Here is a 20,705-nt window from a genome sequence, read left to right on the forward strand (position 1 = left end):
GGCTTTCATCCTAATTATAAACCGTTTTATTATTTATTAATTGCTTTGACATCTCTACCGTCGTACCTTCACCGGGACGGGAAACAATCTCTACTTTATCCATAAAGTTTTCCATAATCGTAAAACCCATACCTGAGCGTTCTAGTTCTGGTTTGGATGTATAGAGCGGTTCACGGGCTTCTTCAATATCGTCAATACCTAATCCTTTGTCTTCAATTCTAAGTTTAACTTCATTATCCTCTATTGAACAAAAGATTTTAATGAAATGATGAGGTTCATTCTGGTAACCATGAATAATCGCATTGGTTACCGCTTCAGAAACAACGGTCTTCATTTCTGTCATTTCCTCAACCGTAGGATCTAATGGTGCGATGAATGCTGCAACAGCTACTCTCGCAAAGGCTTCATTCTCACTAACACTCAAAAATTCCAATTGCATACTATTTTTCATGATGCCACCCCCAAGGTTTCCAAAGCATTTTCCTCATTTTCAGCAAGACGGATAATTTTAAATAACCCAGCCATTTCAAACAAGCGATTAATCGCTGGTGTAACAGAACAAACGACCATTTCACCACCAAGCTGTAATACTTCTTTATATCTGCCTAAAATAACGCCTAAACCAGAACTATCCATGAATGAGATTCCACCCAAGTTTAAAATAACATGTTTTACAGGACGACTATAAAGCATGTCTTTCCACTCTTTTCGAAGCGTTTCAGCTGTATGATGGTCCAGTTCTCCCGTCAGTCTGACAATTAGTACATCCTCCTTCACGGAAAATAAGGATTGTAATCCCAAATTAATCTCCTCCTCTTTAATTCCTTAATCTATGTTTCTTTATTCCTTCGTCTAATTCCTGCATGACGACAAAACTAGTCAGAATAACCGTTTATTCGACCCTTATTCAAAAACAGCCACTTCCTGTAAAGACCGTTTCATTAAGGTGAAAAAAGATGCCTTATGAATTGGGTGTTCTACGGTCAGCGGAGATTCGATTATAATTTCTTCACCATTTTTAATCAAAAGTGTTCCAATTCTGTCCCCTTGTTCAATTGGAAGACTGATATCGTCCATCAATTCATATTCTGTTGTTAAATCTTCAAGCTTTTGACCCTTCGTATGAATCGTGCTTATCGGGGATGCAGTGATGATATTTGTTTTTTTTCTGTCACCTTTTAGCGTAGTAATTTCGGTAATGACCTCGCCTTCTTCATAAAGCCTTTCCGTTTCAAATTGATTAAATGCATAATCAAGCATTGAGGAAACAGCAGCATTTCTCGCTTTCGAGCTCTCGTATCCTAAAACGACAGCAACAACTCGCATGTCATCCTTTTTGGCAGTTGCAGTCAAACAATATTTCGCTTCACTCGTGTACCCTGTTTTTAATCCATCCACTTCAGGGTAAAAACGGACGAGTTTGTTTGTATTGACAAGCCAGAATTCCTTATCAGTATCTTTCCGTAAGTAGTCCTCATAAATCGAAGTAAATTCTGTGATTTTTTCGTATTTTAGCAGTTCGCGTGCCATCATTGCCATATCATAAGCTGTGCTGTAATGATCATCTGCTGGTAGTCCGGAAGTGTTTTGGAAGTTAGTATTTTCTAGACCTAGGGATTTCGCTTTTTCATTCATCGCTTTCACAAAAGCTTGCTCACTTCCCGCAATCCGTTCAGCAAGTGCTACACTCGCATCGTTTGCTGATGCTATTGCAATACCTTTCAAAAGATCTGTAACCGACATTTCCTCCCCTGCCTCAAGGAAAATTTGCGATCCACCCATAGACGCAGCATTTTCACTCACACGCACCTTCTCATCGAGTGATAAGGACCCTTCATCGATCGCTTCCATGATTAATAAAAGGGTCATGATTTTCGTCATACTTGCGGGTGGTAATTTTTCATGAGGATTCTTATTAAATAAAATGGTGCCAGTGTCCTGTTCAATCAAGATTGCTGACTTGGCATCCTCCGCGAGTTCCGGCTGATTTTCCTCCTTTGAAGCTGCATGAACTGCAAGTAGTGGGGTGAAACTAGTAAATAGTAAAAACGAGATAACTGTTAGAAGAATACTGCTTTTATTCATAGATTTACCTCCAAAATATAGTATGGAACTAGGATGCCCAATTTGGAGGGTTTTATACAGTAAAAAACCCTTATTCATTTGAATGGAATAAGGGCTTAATGCGTTTAGTTAAGCTCTTGGATGATATGCTTTGTACATATCTTTCAGTCTTTTCTTCGTAACATGTGTATAGATTTGCGTGGTGGAGATGTCCTCGTGACCAAGCATTTCTTGGACGATCCGTAAATCAGCGCCATTTTCGAGCAAATGGGTGGCAAAGGAGTGGCGTAAAGTATGTGGTGTAATATTTTTCTTAATACCAGCTTCTAGTGCTTTTTTCTTGAGGATTTTCCAAAATCCTTGTCGTGATAACGGTCTTCCATGCTGGTTGACGAAAAGTGTTTGCGTACTTTGTCCTTTAACAAGCTTCGGTCTAGTGTTTTCTAAATAGTCTTCAATCGCATGGATTGCTGTATTTCCCAATGGAACGATACGTTCTTTGGATCCTTTGCCGAAGCATTGCACAAATCCCATCATAAGATGCAGATCATTTGTTTTCAGTTCAATCATTTCCGTCACCCGTAAACCTGTTGCATACAATAATTCGAGCATCGCTTTCGTTCGTAATTCTAGCGGGGTGTCATCATTTATTTCAAGAAGCTTATCAATTTCCTCTTGCGCTAAGACGTCTGGTAACGTGCGGTCGTTCTTCGGCTTTTCAATATGGAGGCTAGCATCTTGTGCGACGATTTGCTCCCTGACTAAAAATTGATGGAGTGAGCGGATAGAAGAAATATGCCGGGAAATGGTTGCAGTTGATTTCCCGTTATCCTTTAGATGATAGAGAAACTGTATAATATCGTTACGTGAAACTTCTTTCCAGTTCGTTTTAGCTGCTTCTTTCTCCAAATGTTTTATATAATTTTTTAAATCTCGCTTGTAGGAGGTCAGCGTATTTTCCGCTAGACCTCTTTCAATTTGTAAAAAATGCAAAAAATCTTCCAGTTCATTATGTAACATCGTTCTCATCCCCTATAATGTCTAATTTACCCTTTTTCAGTTCAATTGTAAATTACAGTCTGACCGAATATATGGAGTTGGATCATAGCATTTTTATTTTATAGTTTCTTATACACAAAAAAAGCTTCATCCCGTTTTTGGACAAAGCCGTTCTTTGCATTGATTATTGTACTTTCACTACTGATTCCTGGCATTGTTTGCAAATTCCATGAAACGTCAAACGATGATCCATCACCTGGAAACCGAAATCATTTTCAACAATTTTTTCAACATCTTCTAATAGATCATTAACAATTTCTTCAACAGAGCCGCATTCAATACAAACTAGATGGTGATGAAAATGTTTAGCGCCTTCTTTACGAAGATCATAGCGAGAGACACCATCTCCAAAATTTATTTTATCGACAATCTTCAGTTCAGATAATAACTCCAATGTTCGGTAGACAGTCGCTAAACCAATTTCAGGCGATTTTTCTTTAACTAATAAATAAACATCCTCCGCACTTAGATGATCTTCTTCTCTTTCTATTAATACCCGAACGGTTGCTTCTCGTTGCGGTGTCAATTTATAATTCTGTGCATGGAGTTGTTTTTTAATTTGTTCAATCCGATGTTCCATTCCCTGTTCGCCTCCCTCATAATCCCAACTTTATTATAGGCACCATTCGTAAGCGTGTCAAAGTATAGTCTATCACTTTATATTAATAATAATTATAAAGAAGGTTCGATTATAAGTAAAATGATTTGATTAGCGTCTCCATCAAACCACCGGAAATATAAACTTCAACGAAGGATGCGCCGATTGATACGATAATCAGGATTGAGAATATGACGATGTAATTGACAAATGGTTGCCAAAGCGAATCAACATTTCTTCTCGAAAATATTTTCCGTAAACTGAACAGCGCAAAGATCATCGCCATTGTGCCGGCAAATATATAGATTGGAATGGCAATTAAATTATGTGGGGCTATCGTTAAAGTTGAAAACAAAAGACCTTCTGAACCTAGCTGATTAACGATGAAACCAACAGAGAATCCAATGACTAAGCCTTTAATGAACAATAAAATCCAAATAACCGGCAAGCCAATCACAGAAAGACCCAGTACGAATAATAACAAAAGATATTTCAAGTGAAAATAAAAGCTATCTTTCCATACCATAAAGCGGTCCACATCTTTTTCGTCTAACGTATGATTGAAAAAACGTTCCAAATAAAAAAACAAGTCCTGTTTCTGGATAAAATTCATGCTGTTAACGAGGAGTGCACCGAAGATGATTCCCGTTAACAGCAAAATGCACATGAATAAATAGATGATAGCGTAAGTTCGTATATGGTTGGCGAACCGTAATTTAAATTCTTGCATGTGGACCCTCCTTCGCATATTTCTATAATTATGCTATGAGGGTCTATAATTAAATAGAACTTATTACTAGATTCACCCTTGAAAAAGAAGAGAGTTTAATTGCTGGAATCTGTTTCACTGGCAACAACTTTACCATATTTACCGCCACCACCTGCTGCTATTTGCAATTCTCCATTCCGGTTTGCTAATATCATCTCGGCCAGTTTAGCAGGGACGACTTCTTCCAATTCTTCTTTACTCACCCGGTGAATGATATTCATTTCTGTACCGAATGCTTTTAATAGTTTTGCGTACGTTTTCGCACCTAATGAAGGGATGAAGTCAAGCGGAACTTGGTGTACATAGGTTGGACGTTCACGAGAATATTCATTCGTTTTTAACATATCAATCCGTTCCTTCACACCATTTATCCGCTGTAGGGAGCCGCAGTTACTGCACGGTTCATTTTTAGGCGCAGGGTGTAAACATTTTTTACAAACCGTATGATAATATTTTCCAAGAAGTGGATTCATTCCATAATTACGAACTATTTTTCTTCCTTTGACGTGATGGATTGCATAGTAAAGCTCCTTAAAACTCGGTGTTTTCATAAGCACTTCCTGATATTCCCTCGCCATCTTCCCTAATGAATGGGCATCAGAATTCGTTAAAAATGTGTAAGGATTAAGCTCATCAATCCCGTCAACCATATACGTGTCCGAACTAAGACCTAACTCGACTGCATCAATTAATGAGTCATCTAATACTTCCCGGAGTGACTGCTGCACCCCTTTTCCGTATAAACTCTTAAATGGGGTGAAAATATGGGCCGGAATAAACAAGCCGGATAACTCTTTTACTTTATACTGCAAATCCCGTGCAGAACCATAATACCTTTGAGAGCTGAGGTTAATATTTGTCATCCGTTCCCTTAGCCAAGCTGTAAAGGCGCTCATACTTGCTAGAGTCGGGAAAAAGCAAAGCACATGGATCGGTCCTTTACAATTTTCATCATAGATTTCGATCTCTGAGCCTAGAATCAATGTCACTTGTTTGAACTGGATTCCACCATCTTTCAATTCTTTAGCCTGCTTCGTATCGATCAATTCCTGAATTTCAGCTTGTACGGCAGGAGCGTGGCAATCGATCACACCAACCAGATCCAATCCCTTCTTTTCATCTGATTCCTTTAGAATATTGGATAAGGTAAGTGTCTTTGCTCCTGTAATCTTCACCGGTCGATTATTGTAATCCCTGCCGATATGAATATGCAAATCTACAAAATACGATGATAAGTTCATTACATCCTCCCAAGAGCGTGTAAGTAGAGAATGGCATAATTTGTTTTCGCATCATGAATCTTTTCTTCTTCGACGTACTGCTTCGCTTCATCCAGTGTCAATTCAATGATTTCGATAAACTCATCGTCATCTCCTTGAACTGGTGTCTCCAACTTTTCCAATGTATCCGTAATGTAAATATAGATAAGTTCATCTGCAAAGCCAGGTGATGTATAAAAAGATGTGACGAAATTCAGTTCTTTCGTCGTATAACCCGTCTCTTCCTCCAGCTCGCGTATCGCTGCTGCAAGTGGTTGTTCATTATCATCCAATTTCCCTGCCGGTATCTCTACTAATGTTTTTTCAAGCGGTTTACGATATTGTTTCACAAATACGATTTTTTTATCCTTTGTAATCGGTATAATTGCCACTGCACCAGGATGTTTGACAATCTCCCTTTTTGCTTTTTCACCATCTGGTAAAACGACATCATCGACTTGCAGATCAATTATCTTTCCTTCATATATTTTTTCTGTATGAATTGTTTTTTCTTCAAAATTTTTCATTATAATCTCCTTTATTTCCTTGTATGTCTCACCATTTTATCATATATTTAATTATTAAAACTAGTAACTGATTGGCGTATGTCACGAATCTTCCTTATAATAGAGTTAACTTGAAACTAGTGAGGTGCAAGACATGAAAATGAATCAATTAGGGAAATCAGATATTTATGTATCCGAGCTTACCCTCGGTTGTATGTCCCTTGGACAAGACAAAAATAAAGCAAAAGAAATTATCAGTACCGCATTAGCACAAGGGATTAATCATCTCGATACAGCTGATTTATATGATTTCGGATTAAATGAAGAAATTATCGGAGAAATTATTAAAGATAGAAGACAAGATGTGATTCTCACTACGAAAGCTGGAAACCACTTTTCAAAAGAAACGAAGGATTGGTTCTGGGACCCGTCTAAAGAATATATCATGCAGGCTGCAAAAGAAAGCTTAAAACGACTCCAGACCGATTATATTGACTTCTTCATGCTTCATGGCGGAACGATGGAGGATCCAATAGACGAAACGATTGAAGCAATGGAAGAACTGAAAAAAGCAGGATTAATCCGAGCTTACGGTATCTCCTCCATCCGTCCTAATGTAATTGATGCATATGTGAGAAAATCTTCCATCGATGGTGTCATGCTGCAATACAGCTTGCTTGACCGCCGGCCGGAAGAAAGTGTATTAAAGCAGCTGGATGATAATAATATTAGTGCAATAGCAAGAGGGCCACTAGCGAAAGGGATGCTGAGTACATATTATAAAGAAAATATTACGAAGAAAGCTGCAAAAGGTTTTCTCGATTATAACCAGACCGAGCTGCTGCAAACAGTTGAAAATATTGCCGCACTCTCTGAAGGTATGCCAATGAACGAATTGGCTTTAAAATATGTCTTACAACACCCTGCCGTGACAACAATTACCTTTGGTGCGAGTAGGATAGAGCAAGTCATAGAAAATACCAAGGTTGATTTAACTACTGGATTATCTGAAGAAATGTATGAAAAATTAAAAGAACAAACAAAACGAAATATCTATGAGCAGCATCGGGTCTAAACCTACAATGTTTCGAAAGGATGGATCACTTGCAGACGATGATATTCGCTCACCGCGGAGCAAGTAACTATGCCCCGGAAAATACGATGCCCGCTTTCGAGCTCGCCTATCAGATGGAGGCGGAAGGAATTGAAACCGATGTACAATTATTAAAAGATGGCATCCCCGTTCTGATTCATGATGAAGACGTCCGGCGAACGACGAATGGAAGAGGTTTTATTATAGATCATCGATTAGAAGAACTACTGAATTTGGACGCTGGCGCTTATTTTGCACCTAAGTTCAAAGGTACCCGCATATTGACACTTGATCAATTCTTAGAGTGGGCATGTGATAAGCCGTTACACTTAAACTTAGAACTGAAAAATAATAAGATAGCCTATGAAGAAATTGAAATTAAAGTTCTTGACGCAATACGGAACTATAATGTTAAGAAGCGTACGACGATATCGAGTTTTAACCCGGAAAGCGTCAAACGGATGAGGCAACTTGATCAGACATTAGACGTTGCCCTGCTCCGTTCAAGGAAACATCCCAATCTTGTGGGGTATGCCAAGGAATTAGGAGCAAGCTCTCTGCACGTTAAACATACCTTACTCACCCCATCCTTAGTTAGGGCATGTAAAGCTGCAAACTTACAACTTCGGGTTTATACTGTAAATCGGACGATCTTAATAAAAAAATGCCTAAAACTCGCTTGTTCCGGCATCATTACCGACGTCCCGGATAAAGCACATCACATCCGGAATAATTTTAAATAAACCATCTATCACCTTCGTTCAGCGTAAGTATTTTGCTCGTTTATTTAATTTAGCGCTCTAATCGCCGTTCAGTTGCCCGGTGGACGAATGCTTTCCGCGGGCACAGCCGAAGCCTCGACGCACAGGACATGGCGAACTTAGTCTACCTCAGGCTGAGCACTAAGGGGTCTCCGGACTCGTGCTATTCCCGCAGGAGTCACCGTCCACCGGGCAACTGAACTGGTAGGGATGATTACTTTGAATGGAAATTATCTCCTCCCAATGAGCAAACATCGTACCTGTTAAATAATAGTGTTCTAAGTCAGGCCTTTCCTCGGAGCAGTCCAGACACCTCGAGACTCCAGCAGGAGGATAGGCCTAGGTGAGACCCCGCAGGGCGACAGCCCGAGGAGGCTCACCAGCCGCCTGCGGAAAGCGAGAGGTGTCTGGACTGCGGACCCCCAGGAGAAAGTAGAAAGTTGCACTTACGCTGAAAGTAAAGGTATACCTAGCTGTCTAAGAATACGGAAGTTGGATTAATAAGTAAACTATTTGTTTCGGAGGAAATCGCATGGAAATTACATTTCTTGGTACTGGCGCAGGTCTTCCATCGAAAAGCAGGAACGTGTCGGCTATTGCCCTACACCTTCTGCAAGAAGAGAATCAAATCTGGTTATTTGATTGCGGGGAAGCAACCCAGCACCAAATCTTACACACTTCGATTAAACCGAGGAAAATAAATAAAATATTCATTACCCATTTACATGGCGACCATATTTTCGGTCTCCCTGGCCTGTTAAGTAGCCGCTCCTTCCAAGGAGGAGATGATGCTGTCACAATTTACGGGCCACAGGGTTTACGAGATTATATCGTAACAGCACTGCGAATCAGCAAATCCCATTTGAACTATCCGATAACGATTAAAGAAATTAAAGATGGGACGGTTATTAAAGAAGACAACTATACAATTTTTGTAAAAGAACTGGATCATGGAATCCCGAGCTTCGGTTATCGAATTGTCGAAAAAGACTCCCCTGGGGAGTTACTTGTAGACAAATTACAAGCAAAAGGAATACCAGCGGGACCGTTATACGGTAAAATTAAAAGTAATGAATATATTAATACGAAAGACTATGGTATACTCTATCGCAAAGATTTCCTCGGCCCAGATAAACCTGGGAAAATCATTACGATTATGGGAGATACCCGTTATCAGGAAAGTTTTACTTCTTTTGTTGAACGGTCTGATGTGCTCATTTATGAAGCCACCTTTAACGCGGAGCAGGAAGATTTAGCTTTTCAATACTTTCACAGTACAACGAAGCAAGCCGCAACCCTGGCGAAAGAAGGTAACGTAAAACAATTAATCATGACTCATATTTCGTCACGTTACCAGTTAGCAGATTATGAGGATTTATTAAAGGAAGCTCGAGAAGTTTTTCGAGACACAGAGCTTGCAAACGATTTTTATCATCATCAAATTAGGTAATGAATGAGGGTTACACAGTAGGAGAGAGAAAAAATGAATCATATCCAAGAATTAATAGAAAATCAGCGAACCTTCTTTATCCATGGGAACACCACTGATTTTGAATACCGCAAAGAAAGTTTATTAAAATTAAGGAAAATGCTCAAAGAAAATGAAACAGAGATTTATTACGCTTTAAAACAAGATTTAAATAAATCAAAACATGAAGCCTTTGTGACAGAATTAGGCTTCTTATATTCCGAGATTGATTTTACATTGAAAAATTTAAAAACATGGATGACTCCGGAAAAAGTCCCGTCCCCATTATCACATAAAGGATCGAAATCCTATATAATGAAAGAACCATACGGGGTTGTACTAGTTATATCGCCATGGAATTATCCATTACATCTTGCACTCGCACCCGCAATTGCGGCTCTTGCAGCTGGAAATTGTGTCATTATTAAACCATCCGAACATGCAATAGCAACATCCCAATTGCTACGTGCGCTCATACAAGATACGTTTGACCCTTCTTTAATTGACGTTGTTGAAGGTGGTGTAGAAACAACAGAAGCACTTCTGAAAGAAAGGTTTGATTATATCTTCTTCACCGGTAGTGCGAACGTTGGAAAAATAGTAATGAGAGCCGCAAGTGAACATTTAACACCGATCACGCTTGAATTAGGCGGAAAGAGTCCAGCAATTATCGATTCTGACGCCAATGTTAATCTTGCAGCTAAACGAATAACATGGGCGAAATTCACCAATGCGGGACAAACGTGTGTAGCCCCGGATTATCTCTATGTTCATGATGACGTCAAATTTAAATTTATGAAAGCACTCGTGAAACAGATTAAAGCCTTATTTGGAAAGCATCCGTTATACAATGAGGATTATACAAAAATAATTAATGAGAAACATTTCAACCGGTTAGTAAATTTTATTGATCAGGAAAAAGTTATTCATGGCGGAGGTTTTGCGCCTGACACGCGTTTAATCGAGCCGACTGTGATGGATAAAGTGACCTGGGATGATCCAATTATGCAAGAAGAAATTTTCGGGCCACTTCTCCCTGTTCTTTCCTTTTCCAATATTGAAGATGCCTTGTATACAATCAAGCGACAAGAAAAGCCGCTCGCTCTCTATTACTTTGGAGAAAATGAAAAAATTCAACAGCAGGTCATTGAGTTTATTTCCTTTGGTGGTGGGGCCATCAATGATGCTGTCTATCATTTAGGCAATCCGTTCCTGCCGTTTGGCGGTGTTGGCCAAAGTGGAATGGGAGCCTATCACGGTCAATACGGCTTTGACACATTTACCCACCAAAAAGGCATCCTTAAACAAACAACCAAATTCGACTTCCCGTTCCGTTACCCAGGAAGCAAGCTAAACACTTCAGTTGTGAAAAGAATCATGAAATAAACGGTAACTAAATAAGCTACCAAAAATCCGCAGTGCAAAGGAATCGGGGCTGCGGATTTCGTTTATTTTTTAAAGTCATCGAGGAAGTCTTTTTGAAAGCTTGTTCTGAATTCATTGGAATCATTGTCTTCTTTATTAGGTAATGCCTTAAATGTGTCCTCGCCAAATTTATCTGCAAGTTGGTTTACCGTCTGCTTTAACTTCTCTTTTTTCACCGCGTCTTCATACGTAAATAAATCAAGCTGCTCCCCAACATTACGCTTATCTTCTAGATGTTGAGCGGTCACTCCTAATAGCCGGATGGGTTGCTCATTCCAATGCTGCTCGAATAACTCAACCGCTATTGGCAGGAGATCCGCCTTCTCATCGATATATGTATCCAATTTCCTGCTACGCGTAACCGTCTTCCGGTCATGATAACGAATCATAACTTGCACACTTTTCCCCACGACTTCCTTTCGCTTCATGCGGCTAATGACCTTCTCAGAAAGCTTATCAAGCAAGTAGTGAATCTCTTGAAGGTTCGTCGTGTCGTATGGTAAGGTTTGTGAATTGCCGATACTTTTGAAATCAAAAATCGCATCGGGGTCGACTTCCCGATTATCAATGCCGTTTGCACGATTGATCAATCGCTCCCCGTTGATGCCAAGCAATTGCCGTAACTCATAAACATCTGCTTCCGCCAAATCTTTAATCGTATGAATTTTAATCGCTTTTAATTTTTCCGCCGTCTTTTCCCCCACACCATACATTTCATCAATGGGAAGTGGCCACAACGTTTCGGGCAACTCCCTTTTTCGGATAATGGTTATACCAAGGGGTTTCTTGAGGTCTGAACCCATCTTTGCTAAGAATTTGTTTGGGGCAATACCGATGCTGCATGGCAAATCAAGTTCATTTAATATCCGCTTTTGTAAATTTCGAGCAATCTCTATAGGAGTACCTTGACCCTCCACGTCCGTCACATCTATGTAGCCTTCATCAATCGATACAGGCTGAACAAGTGGGGTAATTTCAGACATCATCCGGAAGATTTCACTTGAAGCAGCCCGGTACCGTTCAAAATTCGGCTTCAAGATGATAAGTTCTGGGCAAAGTTTCTTCGCTTGCCAAACCGTCATAGTTGTCCGAACTCCTTTTGCCCTTGCCTCATAACTGCTCGTTACGATAATCCCTTTTCGTTCTTCAGGGTTTCCTGCAATAGCGACAGGTTTTCCTTTCAGGTCCGGATTGAAGGCCATTTCAACAGATGCATAAAAACTATTCATGTCTATGTGAAAAATTACTCTTCTTCTCCCTGTTGGCTTCAGCGTAGACATGTTAACCACCCTCTACTGATTGGTTGTCACTCTCTATTATATCATAGAAAAAGCATCCATTAGGTCTGAATCAGACCCTGGATGCCTATTATAATGGTTTAATTTATCATTACTTTGTTGTTTCCATAACAATTGCTGTAATTAGTTCTGTAATTTTAATCAAATTGTCTATGGAGATTCTTTCTTTCGTCGTATGGATTTCTTCATAACCTACTGCAAGGTTCACGGTTGGAATTCCGAAACCAGCGATAATATTAGCATCACTGCCACCACCGCTTTTCAGCAGTTTACTTTCTCTACCAATCGATTTCGCGGCTCTTCTTGCCACTTCAACGACTTGGTCTCCACTTTCTTGTTTGTAGCCGGGATACATGAGCTTTATTTCTACTTCCGCTTCACCGCCAAGTTCACTCGCTGCGTGTTCAAACGCTTCTTTCATTGCTGCTGTTTGTTTATCGAGTTTCTTTTTGTCTAAGGAACGAGCTTCTGCAATAATATCTACATGATCTGCAACGATATTCGTTTGTTGTCCCCCTTCAAAACGACCGATATTTGCCGTCGTTTCTTCATCGATCCTTCCAAGCGGCATCTTAGATACTGCTTTGGCCGCAATCGTAATCGCAGAAACACCTTTTTCCGGCTCGACTCCAGCGTGCGCAGTTTTCCCTTTAACGGTTGCGAAGATCTTCGCCTGATTCGGCGCTGCGACAATAATGTCACCAACATCACCATTACTGTCAATTGCGTAACCGTAATCAGCGTGAATAAGAGAAGCGTCTAATGCTTTAGCACCTACTAGACCCGATTCTTCTCCGACTGTAATAATAAATTGAATATCTCCATGCTCCACATTTTCTTCTTTTAATAAACGAATCATTTCTAAAATTGCTGCAAGGCCAGCTTTATCATCTGCGCCAAGAATGGTAGTACCGTCAGACTTAATATAGCCGTCTTCTATTACCGGCTGGATATTTTTCCCCGGTACAACGGTATCCATATGGGAAGTAAAATAAATAGTATCGCCATCCGATTTGGTCCCTTTAAGTGTACAGATTAAATTTCCTGCACCGTGACCAGTCTTTTCCTTTGCATTGTCTTCTTTCACTTCAACCCCAAGTTCAGTGAATTTCTTTTTCAGTAATGCTGCAATTTCTGCTTCATATTTTGTTTCTGAATCCACTTGAACGAGCTCAAGGAATTCCTCTACTAATCTTGTTTCATTTACTGTGACCATTATTTAACCTCCAATTACTCTTATTAAATTATAGTGTGTGTTCAAAAAGAAGCAAGGTCGGCTAAGTAGAAGGGTGGCCTTGGCAATTTCGCCCCTAACGTACTATGCGCCGAAACTCGAGGTTGCGAGAGCACTCCGTACCGGAATAAGCTGGTGAGACATAAGAAATGCAAATGCAAGCCACCCAGCTTATCACTTATGTGACGGATTCTATACCATTCGGCTTAAGTAGAACTTCTACATTCATGAAGTGCCCTTTAAACAAGACTTTTTGAACAACCTCTTATAAAGGTATATTTCCATGTTTTTTATGAGGGCGTTCTTCCTCTTTGTTCCGCAGCATTTCTAAAGCTTGAATAAGCTTAATTCTCGTTTCCCTTGGATCAATGACGTCATCAACCATACCTAGACCTGCAGCTATGTAAGGGTTAGCGAATTTCTCGCGGTAGCTTGCAATTTTCTCTGTCCGCAAGCTTTCCGGATTTTCACTTTCAGCGATTTCCTTTGCGTATAGAATATTAACTGCTCCTTCTGGACCCATTACAGCTATTTCAGCGTTCGGCCAAGCGAAAACGAGGTCAGCACCGATTGACTTACTGTTCAATGCTACATAAGCTCCGCCAAATGCTTTTCGCGTAATCACCGTAATTTTGGGAACAGTTGCTTCTGAGTAAGCATATAAAATTTTCGCCCCATGACGTATAATACCACCATGCTCTTGTTTTACACCAGGGAAAAATCCGGTAACATCTTCAAAAGTGATAATCGGTATATTAAAGCAATCACAGAAGCGAATGAATCGGGAAGCTTTATCACTTGAATCAATATCAAGTCCACCGGCCATATATTTCGGCTGATTACAGACAAGACCAACTGCTTCACCTTTAATCCTAGCAAAACCAACGACGATATTTTTCGCGAAATCTTGATGAATCTCAAAGAAACTATCTTCATCAACAATCGCTTCAATAACCTGCTTTACATCATACGGACGAACTGGATCAAAGGGGATGAGATCTGCTAAATTTAAACGGAGCTCTTCTTCCATTCGTTGCTCCTCATATGGCTGTCGCTTAGGCTTCTCTTCAAAATTCGCTGGAATATAGGATAATAGTTTTCTAACTGTATCAAGAGCAGCTTCTTCAGTTGGAGTTCTTATATGCGCATTTCCGCTTTTTGTATTATGGATCGAAGCACCGCCAAGGTCCTCTGAAGATATTTTCTCTCCAGTAACCGCTTCAATCACTTTCGGTCCCGTAATGAACATTTGTGAGGTCTTCTCCACCATTATGACAAAATCAGTTATTGCAGGTGAGTAGACCGCTCCACCCGCACTTGGACCCATAATAACTGAGATTTGCGGAATAACACCTGAATAGATGGAGTTGCGATAAAACACATGCCCATAGCCATCCAATGAAGAGACACCTTCCTGGATGCGTGCGCCGCCTGAATCGTTCAATCCGATAAACGGTACCTTTGATTTGGCTGCAAGGTCCATTACAGCCGCAATTTTTTCTCCATGCATTTCACCAAGAGCACCGCCATAAACAGTAAAGTCTTGGGCAAATAAATAGACAGGTCTTCCATCGATTTTTCCGTAGCCTGTTACAACTCCCTCTCCCTTACCGCTTGAGTTACCGTTCATGCTAAAGTCAGACGTGCGGGTTTCAATAAAGGGATTCAGTTCTACAAAACTTCCTTCATCCAGAAGATAATCAATACGTTCCCTTGCAGTCATTTTCCCTTTTTCATGCTGCTTTTTAATTCGTTCGTCCCCTCCGCCTAGTTCAACTTCCCTCCGTTTATCATACAACTCATTAATCTTATCATACATATCCATCATTCATCACTTCCTTTTGCCTGTTCGCATAACTCAACTAAGACACCATGAGCTTCTTTCGGATGAATGAAAGCGATTTGACTGTCGTTTGCACCTTGTTTCGGTTCTTCATTAATGAGGCGGATGCCTTGTTCTTTCAACCGGGAAAGCCTCACCGCTAAATCTTCCACTTCAAAAGCTATATGATGGACGCCTTCCCCGCGCTTTGTTAAAAATCCCTTAATAGGTGATTGGTCATGTAATGGTTCGAGTAATTCAATTCGTGTTTCCCCTATTTTTAAAAATGCGATTTTAACACCTTCCGACTCAACCTCTTCAATTGCTTCCACTTCAAGGCCAATTGTTTCCGTAAAAAACTGCAGTGCGTCTTTAATCTGATGAACGGCAATACCAATGTGCGCAATCCTTTTCGGAGGAACTGGCGCTTCTTCCGGTCGCAGGAGATTCTTTAAATAGACAGCCATTTCTTCTGTTGATGATCCGCTCGTGAAAATTCGTTTTATACCTTTTTCAAGCAGGAATGGTATATCCTCATTCGGGATAACTCCCCCGCCAATTACCGGAATATCCCCTGCATTTCGTTTCTCCAGTTCTTCAATTACTTTGGGAAATAGTGTATTATGTGCCCCTGATAAAGAAGACAATCCAACAACGTCAACATCCTCTTGAATAGCCGCAGTAGCAATTTGTACAGGCGACTGACGCAGCCCGGTATAGATTACTTCCATTCCGTGATCACGCATTGCCTGAGCAATGACGAGTGCTCCACGATCATGCCCATCGAGTCCAGGCTTCGCAATTAGTATTCTGATTTTCCTCATGATACCTTCCCCCTTAAAATCCTGTGTACTCACCAAACTCATCACGCAACACGTTACAGATTTCACCAATCGAGGCATAAGCTTTTACAGCATCTAATATATATGGTATCAAATTAGCCTCCTCGTCAATTGCCACCCTGCGCAGTGCTTCGAGCTTTTGGTCAACTGCTTCTTGGTTCCTCTTTTTGCGTACTTTGTGTAAATTATTGATTTGGGCCTTCTCCAACGCCTCATCAACCTTCAATAGATCAGGGTTAACCTCTTCCTCCAATTTAAATTGATTGAGTCCGACAATAATTTCTTCTTCACTTTCAATTCGTTTTTGCGTTTCATAGGCATTGTGATGAATCTCCCGTTGCATATATCCTTCTTCAATTGCTTGCACGGCCCCTCCGAATTCCTTGATCCGTTCTAAATAATCCATTACTTTTGCTTCCAGCTCATCTGTTAGCGCTTCCATATAATACGAGCCACCAAGGGGATCGACCGTATCCGCAACTCCACTTTCATGGGCAATAATCTGCTGTGTCCGTAAAGCTATTCGTGCCGATTCCTCTGTCGGTAAAGAAAGTGCTTCATCGCGTGAATTTGTATGCAGACTCTGTGTGCCTCCTAATACCGCTGCAAGGGCTTGCATGGTCACACGAACAATATTATTATCCGGTTGCTGCGCAGTCAGTGTTGAGCCGCCAGTCTGAGTATGAAAACGCAATTTCCAACTTTTCGGTTCCTTTGCCTTATAATGTTCTTTCATAATTTTCGCCCAAATTCTTCTCGCGGCCCGGAATTTAGCAATTTCTTCAAAAAAGTTATTATGAGCATTAAAGAAAAATGCCAGCCGTGGTGCGAAAGTGTCCACATCAAGACCGGATGCAATTGCAGCATCGACATAAGCCATTCCATTTGCGATTGTAAACGCCGCTTCCTGTACAGCATTTGAACCCGCTTCCCGGATATGATATCCAGAAATACTTATCGTATTGAATTTAGGCAAATGTTCTTGACAATAAGCGAAGATATCTGTAATTAGCCGCATGGATGGCTTTGGCGGGAAAATATATGTCCCCCTTGCGATATATTCCTTTAAAATATCGTTCTGAATCGTTCCAGTAAGCTTTTCAGATGATACACCCTGTTTTTCCCCTACTGCAATATACATACATAAAAGAATTGCTGCAGGAGCATTAATTGTCATGGATGTACTTACTTTGTCTAGTGGAATTTGATCTAATAAATTCTCCATATCAGCCAATGTATCAATTGCGACCCCGACTTTCCCAACTTCCCCTTCACTCATGACATCGTCTGAGTCGTAGCCTATTTGTGTAGGTAAATCAAAAGCGACAGAAAGACCTGTCTGGCCTTGTTCCAATAAGTAGCGGAATCTTTTGTTCGTCTCACTCGCAGAACCGAATCCAGCATATTGTCGCATTGTCCATAATCTGCTGCGGTACATCGTCGGCTGGATCCCGCGCAAATAAGGATATTGACCTGGATAGCCCAAGTTATAATTTGCATCCTCTGTTCCATATAAATAGTCAACCGTGATTTCAGAGGAAGTGTGAAACGTTTCTTTACGCTCCGGAAAGCGCTTTAATGTTTTCTCGACATCTTTTATCCATTTTGTTTTTTCACTCTCATGCTTTTCAGGCATATTAGTTCCCCCATTCTCCAGCAGTTCCATAGCAAAAACATTTTCTAACAATTTTTAAACTTGTCCAATGAGCAATTTCACGTTAAAATACTTAATAGTAGTAATTGTGATAAGGAGGTCAGAGAATTGTCCAAACAATCTTATACAAAAAGACAATCAAAACGTCAACGCAGGACAAAGATTATTGTATACGTAATGATTATCCTTATGTTGTTGTCAACATTCACTTACGGGTTGGCCGCCTTCGCTTTTTAATGAATCCGACTAATAAAAATGACTTACAAAGACTGGTAAATAAAACCGGTCTTTTTTAATTTCTTATTGATTCCACGTTCACATCTGAAAACTGCCCATCGCTTTCATACAGCGTAAGCCTTAGCTTTCTCTCCTGAGGTCCGCAGTCCAGACACCTCTCGCTTTCCGCAGGCGGCTGGTGAGCCTCGACGCATAGGATGTGCTAATGCAGACGTTGCCACAGGACGTGGCGTTCTTAGTCTGCCTCGGGCTGTCGCCCTGTGGGGTCTCACCTATGCCTTTCGACGAACAGGAAGTTCTAATGCCGGCGTTGGTCACAGGACGTGACCGTTCTTAGACGGCCTCCTGCAGGAGTCTCGAGGTGTCTGGACTGCTCCGAGGGAGAGCCTAATTTAGATCACTCTTTATTATTCCACAGATATAATTTCTATCGTGTCATGGGACTAGAATAAATGCTTTCAATAATAATCATCTTACCAGTTCAGTTGCCCGGTGGACGGTGACTCCTGCGGGAAAAGCACGAGTCTGGAGACCCCGCAGGGCGGTAGCCCGAGGAGGCTCCAGCTGTGCCCGCGGAAAGCATCCGTCCGCCGGGCAACTGAACGGTAATCAGAACGCAAAAAAACTGAAAGAGCAAGACACTTACGCTGTATAAAAGGAATTCAGTTTATTCTTCAGTTTATTTTAAGTTTTATAAAGAAATGTTTAGTTATTTTAGGGTATGTAAGGTTGAGCTATGTAGTAAAAAGGAGACTGACTTGTGCTTGCCAGTCTCTACCTGATAATAATTAGATTTCTTCACAGTGTGCGTCAAATAACGCTTGCAGCTTCACCATTACGTCCATTGCACTATAGCTTTCGATATCGTGACGTTCTAGCATAGACACAATCTCGCCGTCTTTAAGTAAAGCAAAGGATGGGGAGGATGGCGGGTAGCCTTCGAAATATTCTCTTGCTCGTTCCGTTGCCTCACGATCCTGACCGGCGAATACCGTTACTAAATGGTCTGGCCGTCTATCATAGTGAATAGAAGTTGCCGCTGCAGGGCGTGCAATTCCTCCTGCACATCCACAAGTTGAGTTAACCATAACTAATGTAGTTCCTTTTTGTTTAAGTGCTTCATCCACCTCTTCTGGTGTTCTAAGCTCTTTAAAACCTGCTTCTGTTATATCTTTTCGAGCGGCATCAACAATATCATTCATAAACAAGTTAAAATCCATCACAAACACTCCTTTCCCGGATAAACATAAATTTGTCTAAATACATATTTAGCTTAGCAGGGAATATTATTAATTTCAATTAAATAAATTGCAAAATACCTTCATAACGACCGATTAATAAACTGAAGTCGTACTTTCATTCATATTCTCAAGGATTTCTTTCACCCTTCTTAAGAACTGACCACAGACCAATCCGTCGAGTATACGATGATCTAATGATAAACATAGGTTAACCATGTCTCGTGCAGCAAACATATCGTCAATTATAACTGGTCGCTTCACAATCGATTCTACCTGAAGAATTGCCGCTTGCGGGTGATTGATAATCCCCATTGATTGTACCGAACCAAATGTACCCGTATTATTTAGCGTAAATGTGCCACCACTCATATCTGCAGTAGTTAGTTTACCACTCCTAGCTTTCTGTGCTAGTTCTGTAATCTCTCGGGCAATTCCTTTAATCGATAACTCATCCGCATGTTTAATGACGGGAACAAACAATTCCTCATCACTTGCTACTGCAATTGAAATATTAATTGCTTTTCGCTGAATAATTTTATCTCCTGCCCATGTACTATTAAGCTGCGGGAATTCTTTTAATCCTTGCGCGACAGCTTTAACAAAGAAAGCAAAGAAGGTTAAATTGTAGCCTTCTTGTTCTTTAAAATCTTTCTTAAGTGAATTACGATAATTAACAAGGCTGGTTACATCTGCTTCAACCGTCATCCATGCATGTGGAATTTCTTGAGTAGAGGTGACCATTTTTTGAGCAATCGCTTTTCTTACACCGGTTACCGGAATTTCGATATCGCCGGTTTCCGATTGAATGAACGATTCAACCGATTTTTTCGGCTTTTGTTGATCCGGTTTCGGTGTATCAACTGCCGGACGCTCTGTTACTTCTGTTGCTTCTGGTTGGGGAATGTTTCCGGATTCGATGATTTTCTCAATATCTTTTCTCGTAATTCGACCACCACGTCCAGAACCTGCCACATTATTTAAATCAATATTATTTTCCTGTGCTAGTTTTAATACGGCCGGAGAATATCTCTTCTTCATCGAAGTGTCTTTTTCCTCGCTAGGAGCAGGTTCGATTGCTTTATCTTCCCCGGTAGTACTTTCATCTTGCTCAGGCGAGCCCCTGCCTTCTGTTTCAATTTGGCACATCACTTCACCAACTGCAATCGTATCTCCTTCAGTTGCAACAAGTTCTTTTATTACACCTGAGAAAGAAGACGGTACTTCGGCATTCACTTTATCTGTCATTACTTCAGCGATGGGATCATATTTATTAATTTTATCCCCAGGTTGTACAAGCCAGGTCGTAATGGTCCCTTCTGTCACACTTTCTCCAAGTTGCGGCATTGTAATTTTTTCCAAGCCCATTTTTTCATCC

At 40.6% G+C, this 20,705-nt stretch carries 20 protein-coding genes; 5 read left to right on the forward strand and 15 right to left on the reverse strand.

What is annotated here, in order from left to right; all coding sequences use genetic code 11:
* Positions 1-10: 10 nt before the first annotated feature.
* The 8 genes from spoIIAB to WKU33_RS05075 all read right to left on the reverse strand — a co-directional run bounded on the left by spoIIAB (position 11) and on the right by WKU33_RS05075 (position 6,276).
* A complete protein-coding gene (gene spoIIAB, locus WKU33_RS05040) occupies positions 11-451 on the reverse strand; it encodes an anti-sigma F factor (RefSeq protein WP_156855933.1) in 441 nt (146 codons plus the stop codon).
* A complete protein-coding gene (gene spoIIAA, locus WKU33_RS05045) occupies positions 448-801 on the reverse strand; it encodes an anti-sigma F factor antagonist (protein WP_229782628.1) in 354 nt (117 codons plus the stop codon). Before spoIIAA ends, spoIIAB begins: the two co-directional genes overlap by 4 nt.
* A gap of 102 nt (positions 802-903) precedes the next feature.
* Complete coding sequence (locus WKU33_RS05050; protein WP_188856793.1) at positions 904-2,085, reverse strand: D-alanyl-D-alanine carboxypeptidase family protein; 1,182 nt, start codon at positions 2,083-2,085, stop codon at positions 904-906.
* A gap of 108 nt (positions 2,086-2,193) precedes the next feature.
* Complete coding sequence (gene xerD / locus WKU33_RS05055; RefSeq protein ID WP_340453556.1) at positions 2,194-3,084, reverse strand: site-specific tyrosine recombinase XerD; 891 nt, start codon at positions 3,082-3,084, stop codon at positions 2,194-2,196.
* Between the two features lie 163 nt (positions 3,085-3,247).
* Positions 3,248-3,703, reverse strand: coding sequence for a ferric iron uptake transcriptional regulator (gene fur, locus WKU33_RS05060; protein WP_156855937.1), 456 nt, complete (start codon positions 3,701-3,703; stop codon positions 3,248-3,250).
* Between the two features lie 109 nt (positions 3,704-3,812).
* Positions 3,813-4,451 carry a stage II sporulation protein M gene (gene spoIIM, locus WKU33_RS05065; protein WP_156855938.1) on the reverse strand — a complete coding sequence of 213 codons (639 nt, stop codon included), beginning with the start codon at positions 4,449-4,451 and terminating at the stop codon, positions 3,813-3,815.
* Positions 4,452-4,546: 95 nt separating this feature from the next.
* The gene (locus WKU33_RS05070) at positions 4,547-5,731 is read right to left on the reverse strand and encodes an endonuclease Q family protein (protein ID WP_340453521.1); all 1,185 of its coding nucleotides are present in this window, start codon (positions 5,729-5,731) and stop codon (positions 4,547-4,549) included.
* Entirely contained in the window at positions 5,731-6,276 is a 546-nt protein-coding gene (locus WKU33_RS05075; protein WP_156855940.1) for an NUDIX hydrolase, read from the reverse strand. Before WKU33_RS05075 ends, WKU33_RS05070 begins: the two co-directional genes overlap by 1 nt.
* A gap of 133 nt (positions 6,277-6,409) precedes the next feature.
* Between WKU33_RS05075 and WKU33_RS05080 the strand changes: the two genes are divergently transcribed.
* The 4 genes from WKU33_RS05080 (at position 6,410) to WKU33_RS05095 (ending at position 10,963) form a co-directional block, all read left to right on the forward strand.
* Positions 6,410-7,330: an aldo/keto reductase gene (locus WKU33_RS05080; protein ID WP_340453523.1), complete on the forward strand. Its 921-nt coding sequence runs from the start codon at positions 6,410-6,412 to the stop codon at positions 7,328-7,330.
* A gap of 20 nt (positions 7,331-7,350) precedes the next feature.
* Entirely contained in the window at positions 7,351-8,091 is a 741-nt protein-coding gene (locus tag WKU33_RS05085; RefSeq protein WP_340453525.1) for a glycerophosphodiester phosphodiesterase, read from the forward strand.
* A 550-nt stretch (positions 8,092-8,641) separates the two neighbouring features.
* Positions 8,642-9,559, forward strand: a complete 918-nt coding sequence (gene rnz / locus WKU33_RS05090; protein ID WP_340453527.1) for a ribonuclease Z — start codon at positions 8,642-8,644, stop codon at positions 9,557-9,559.
* A gap of 33 nt (positions 9,560-9,592) precedes the next feature.
* A complete protein-coding gene (locus WKU33_RS05095) occupies positions 9,593-10,963 on the forward strand; it encodes an aldehyde dehydrogenase (RefSeq protein ID WP_340453529.1) in 1,371 nt (456 codons plus the stop codon).
* 62 nt (positions 10,964-11,025) lie between these two features.
* Here the strand turns inward: WKU33_RS05095 and WKU33_RS05100 are convergent, their stop codons facing one another.
* The 5 genes from WKU33_RS05100 to WKU33_RS05120 form a co-directional block, all read right to left on the reverse strand.
* The gene (locus WKU33_RS05100) at positions 11,026-12,282 is read right to left on the reverse strand and encodes a DNA polymerase IV (RefSeq protein ID WP_442946169.1); all 1,257 of its coding nucleotides are present in this window, start codon (positions 12,280-12,282) and stop codon (positions 11,026-11,028) included.
* A 109-nt stretch (positions 12,283-12,391) separates the two neighbouring features.
* Positions 12,392-13,516 (reverse strand): M20/M25/M40 family metallo-hydrolase, encoded by a 1,125-nt coding sequence (locus tag WKU33_RS05105; protein ID WP_156855945.1) that lies wholly within the window; start codon positions 13,514-13,516, stop codon positions 12,392-12,394.
* Between the two features lie 283 nt (positions 13,517-13,799).
* Positions 13,800-15,362: an acyl-CoA carboxylase subunit beta gene (locus WKU33_RS05110; RefSeq protein ID WP_340453532.1), complete on the reverse strand. Its 1,563-nt coding sequence runs from the start codon at positions 15,360-15,362 to the stop codon at positions 13,800-13,802.
* On the reverse strand, positions 15,359-16,180 hold the full coding sequence (gene mce, locus WKU33_RS05115; protein ID WP_156855947.1) for a methylmalonyl-CoA epimerase: 822 nt from the start codon (positions 16,178-16,180) through the stop codon (positions 15,359-15,361). Before mce ends, WKU33_RS05110 begins: the two co-directional genes overlap by 4 nt.
* A gap of 13 nt (positions 16,181-16,193) precedes the next feature.
* Positions 16,194-17,834: an acyl-CoA mutase large subunit family protein gene (locus WKU33_RS05120; RefSeq protein WP_340453534.1), complete on the reverse strand. Its 1,641-nt coding sequence runs from the start codon at positions 17,832-17,834 to the stop codon at positions 16,194-16,196.
* Between the two features lie 126 nt (positions 17,835-17,960).
* On the opposite strand from WKU33_RS05120, the gene prli42 reads away from it, so the two are divergent.
* Entirely contained in the window at positions 17,961-18,089 is a 129-nt protein-coding gene (prli42, locus tag WKU33_RS05125) for a stressosome-associated protein Prli42 (protein ID WP_156855949.1), read from the forward strand.
* A gap of 788 nt (positions 18,090-18,877) precedes the next feature.
* On the opposite strand, the gene WKU33_RS05130 is transcribed toward prli42, so the two are convergent.
* Both WKU33_RS05130 and WKU33_RS05135 read right to left on the reverse strand, forming a co-directional pair.
* Positions 18,878-19,309, reverse strand: a complete 432-nt coding sequence (locus WKU33_RS05130) for a BrxA/BrxB family bacilliredoxin (protein ID WP_188856804.1) — start codon at positions 19,307-19,309, stop codon at positions 18,878-18,880.
* A 114-nt stretch (positions 19,310-19,423) separates the two neighbouring features.
* Positions 19,424-20,695, reverse strand: coding sequence for a dihydrolipoamide acetyltransferase family protein (locus WKU33_RS05135; RefSeq protein WP_188856805.1), 1,272 nt, complete (start codon positions 20,693-20,695; stop codon positions 19,424-19,426).
* Positions 20,696-20,705: the final 10 nt, after the last annotated feature.

Origin of the sequence: Oceanobacillus sp. HCA-5259 (assembly GCF_037892815.1) — a bacterium.
GTDB classification, from domain to species: Bacteria; Bacillota; Bacilli; order Bacillales; family Amphibacillaceae; genus Oceanobacillus; species Oceanobacillus indicireducens.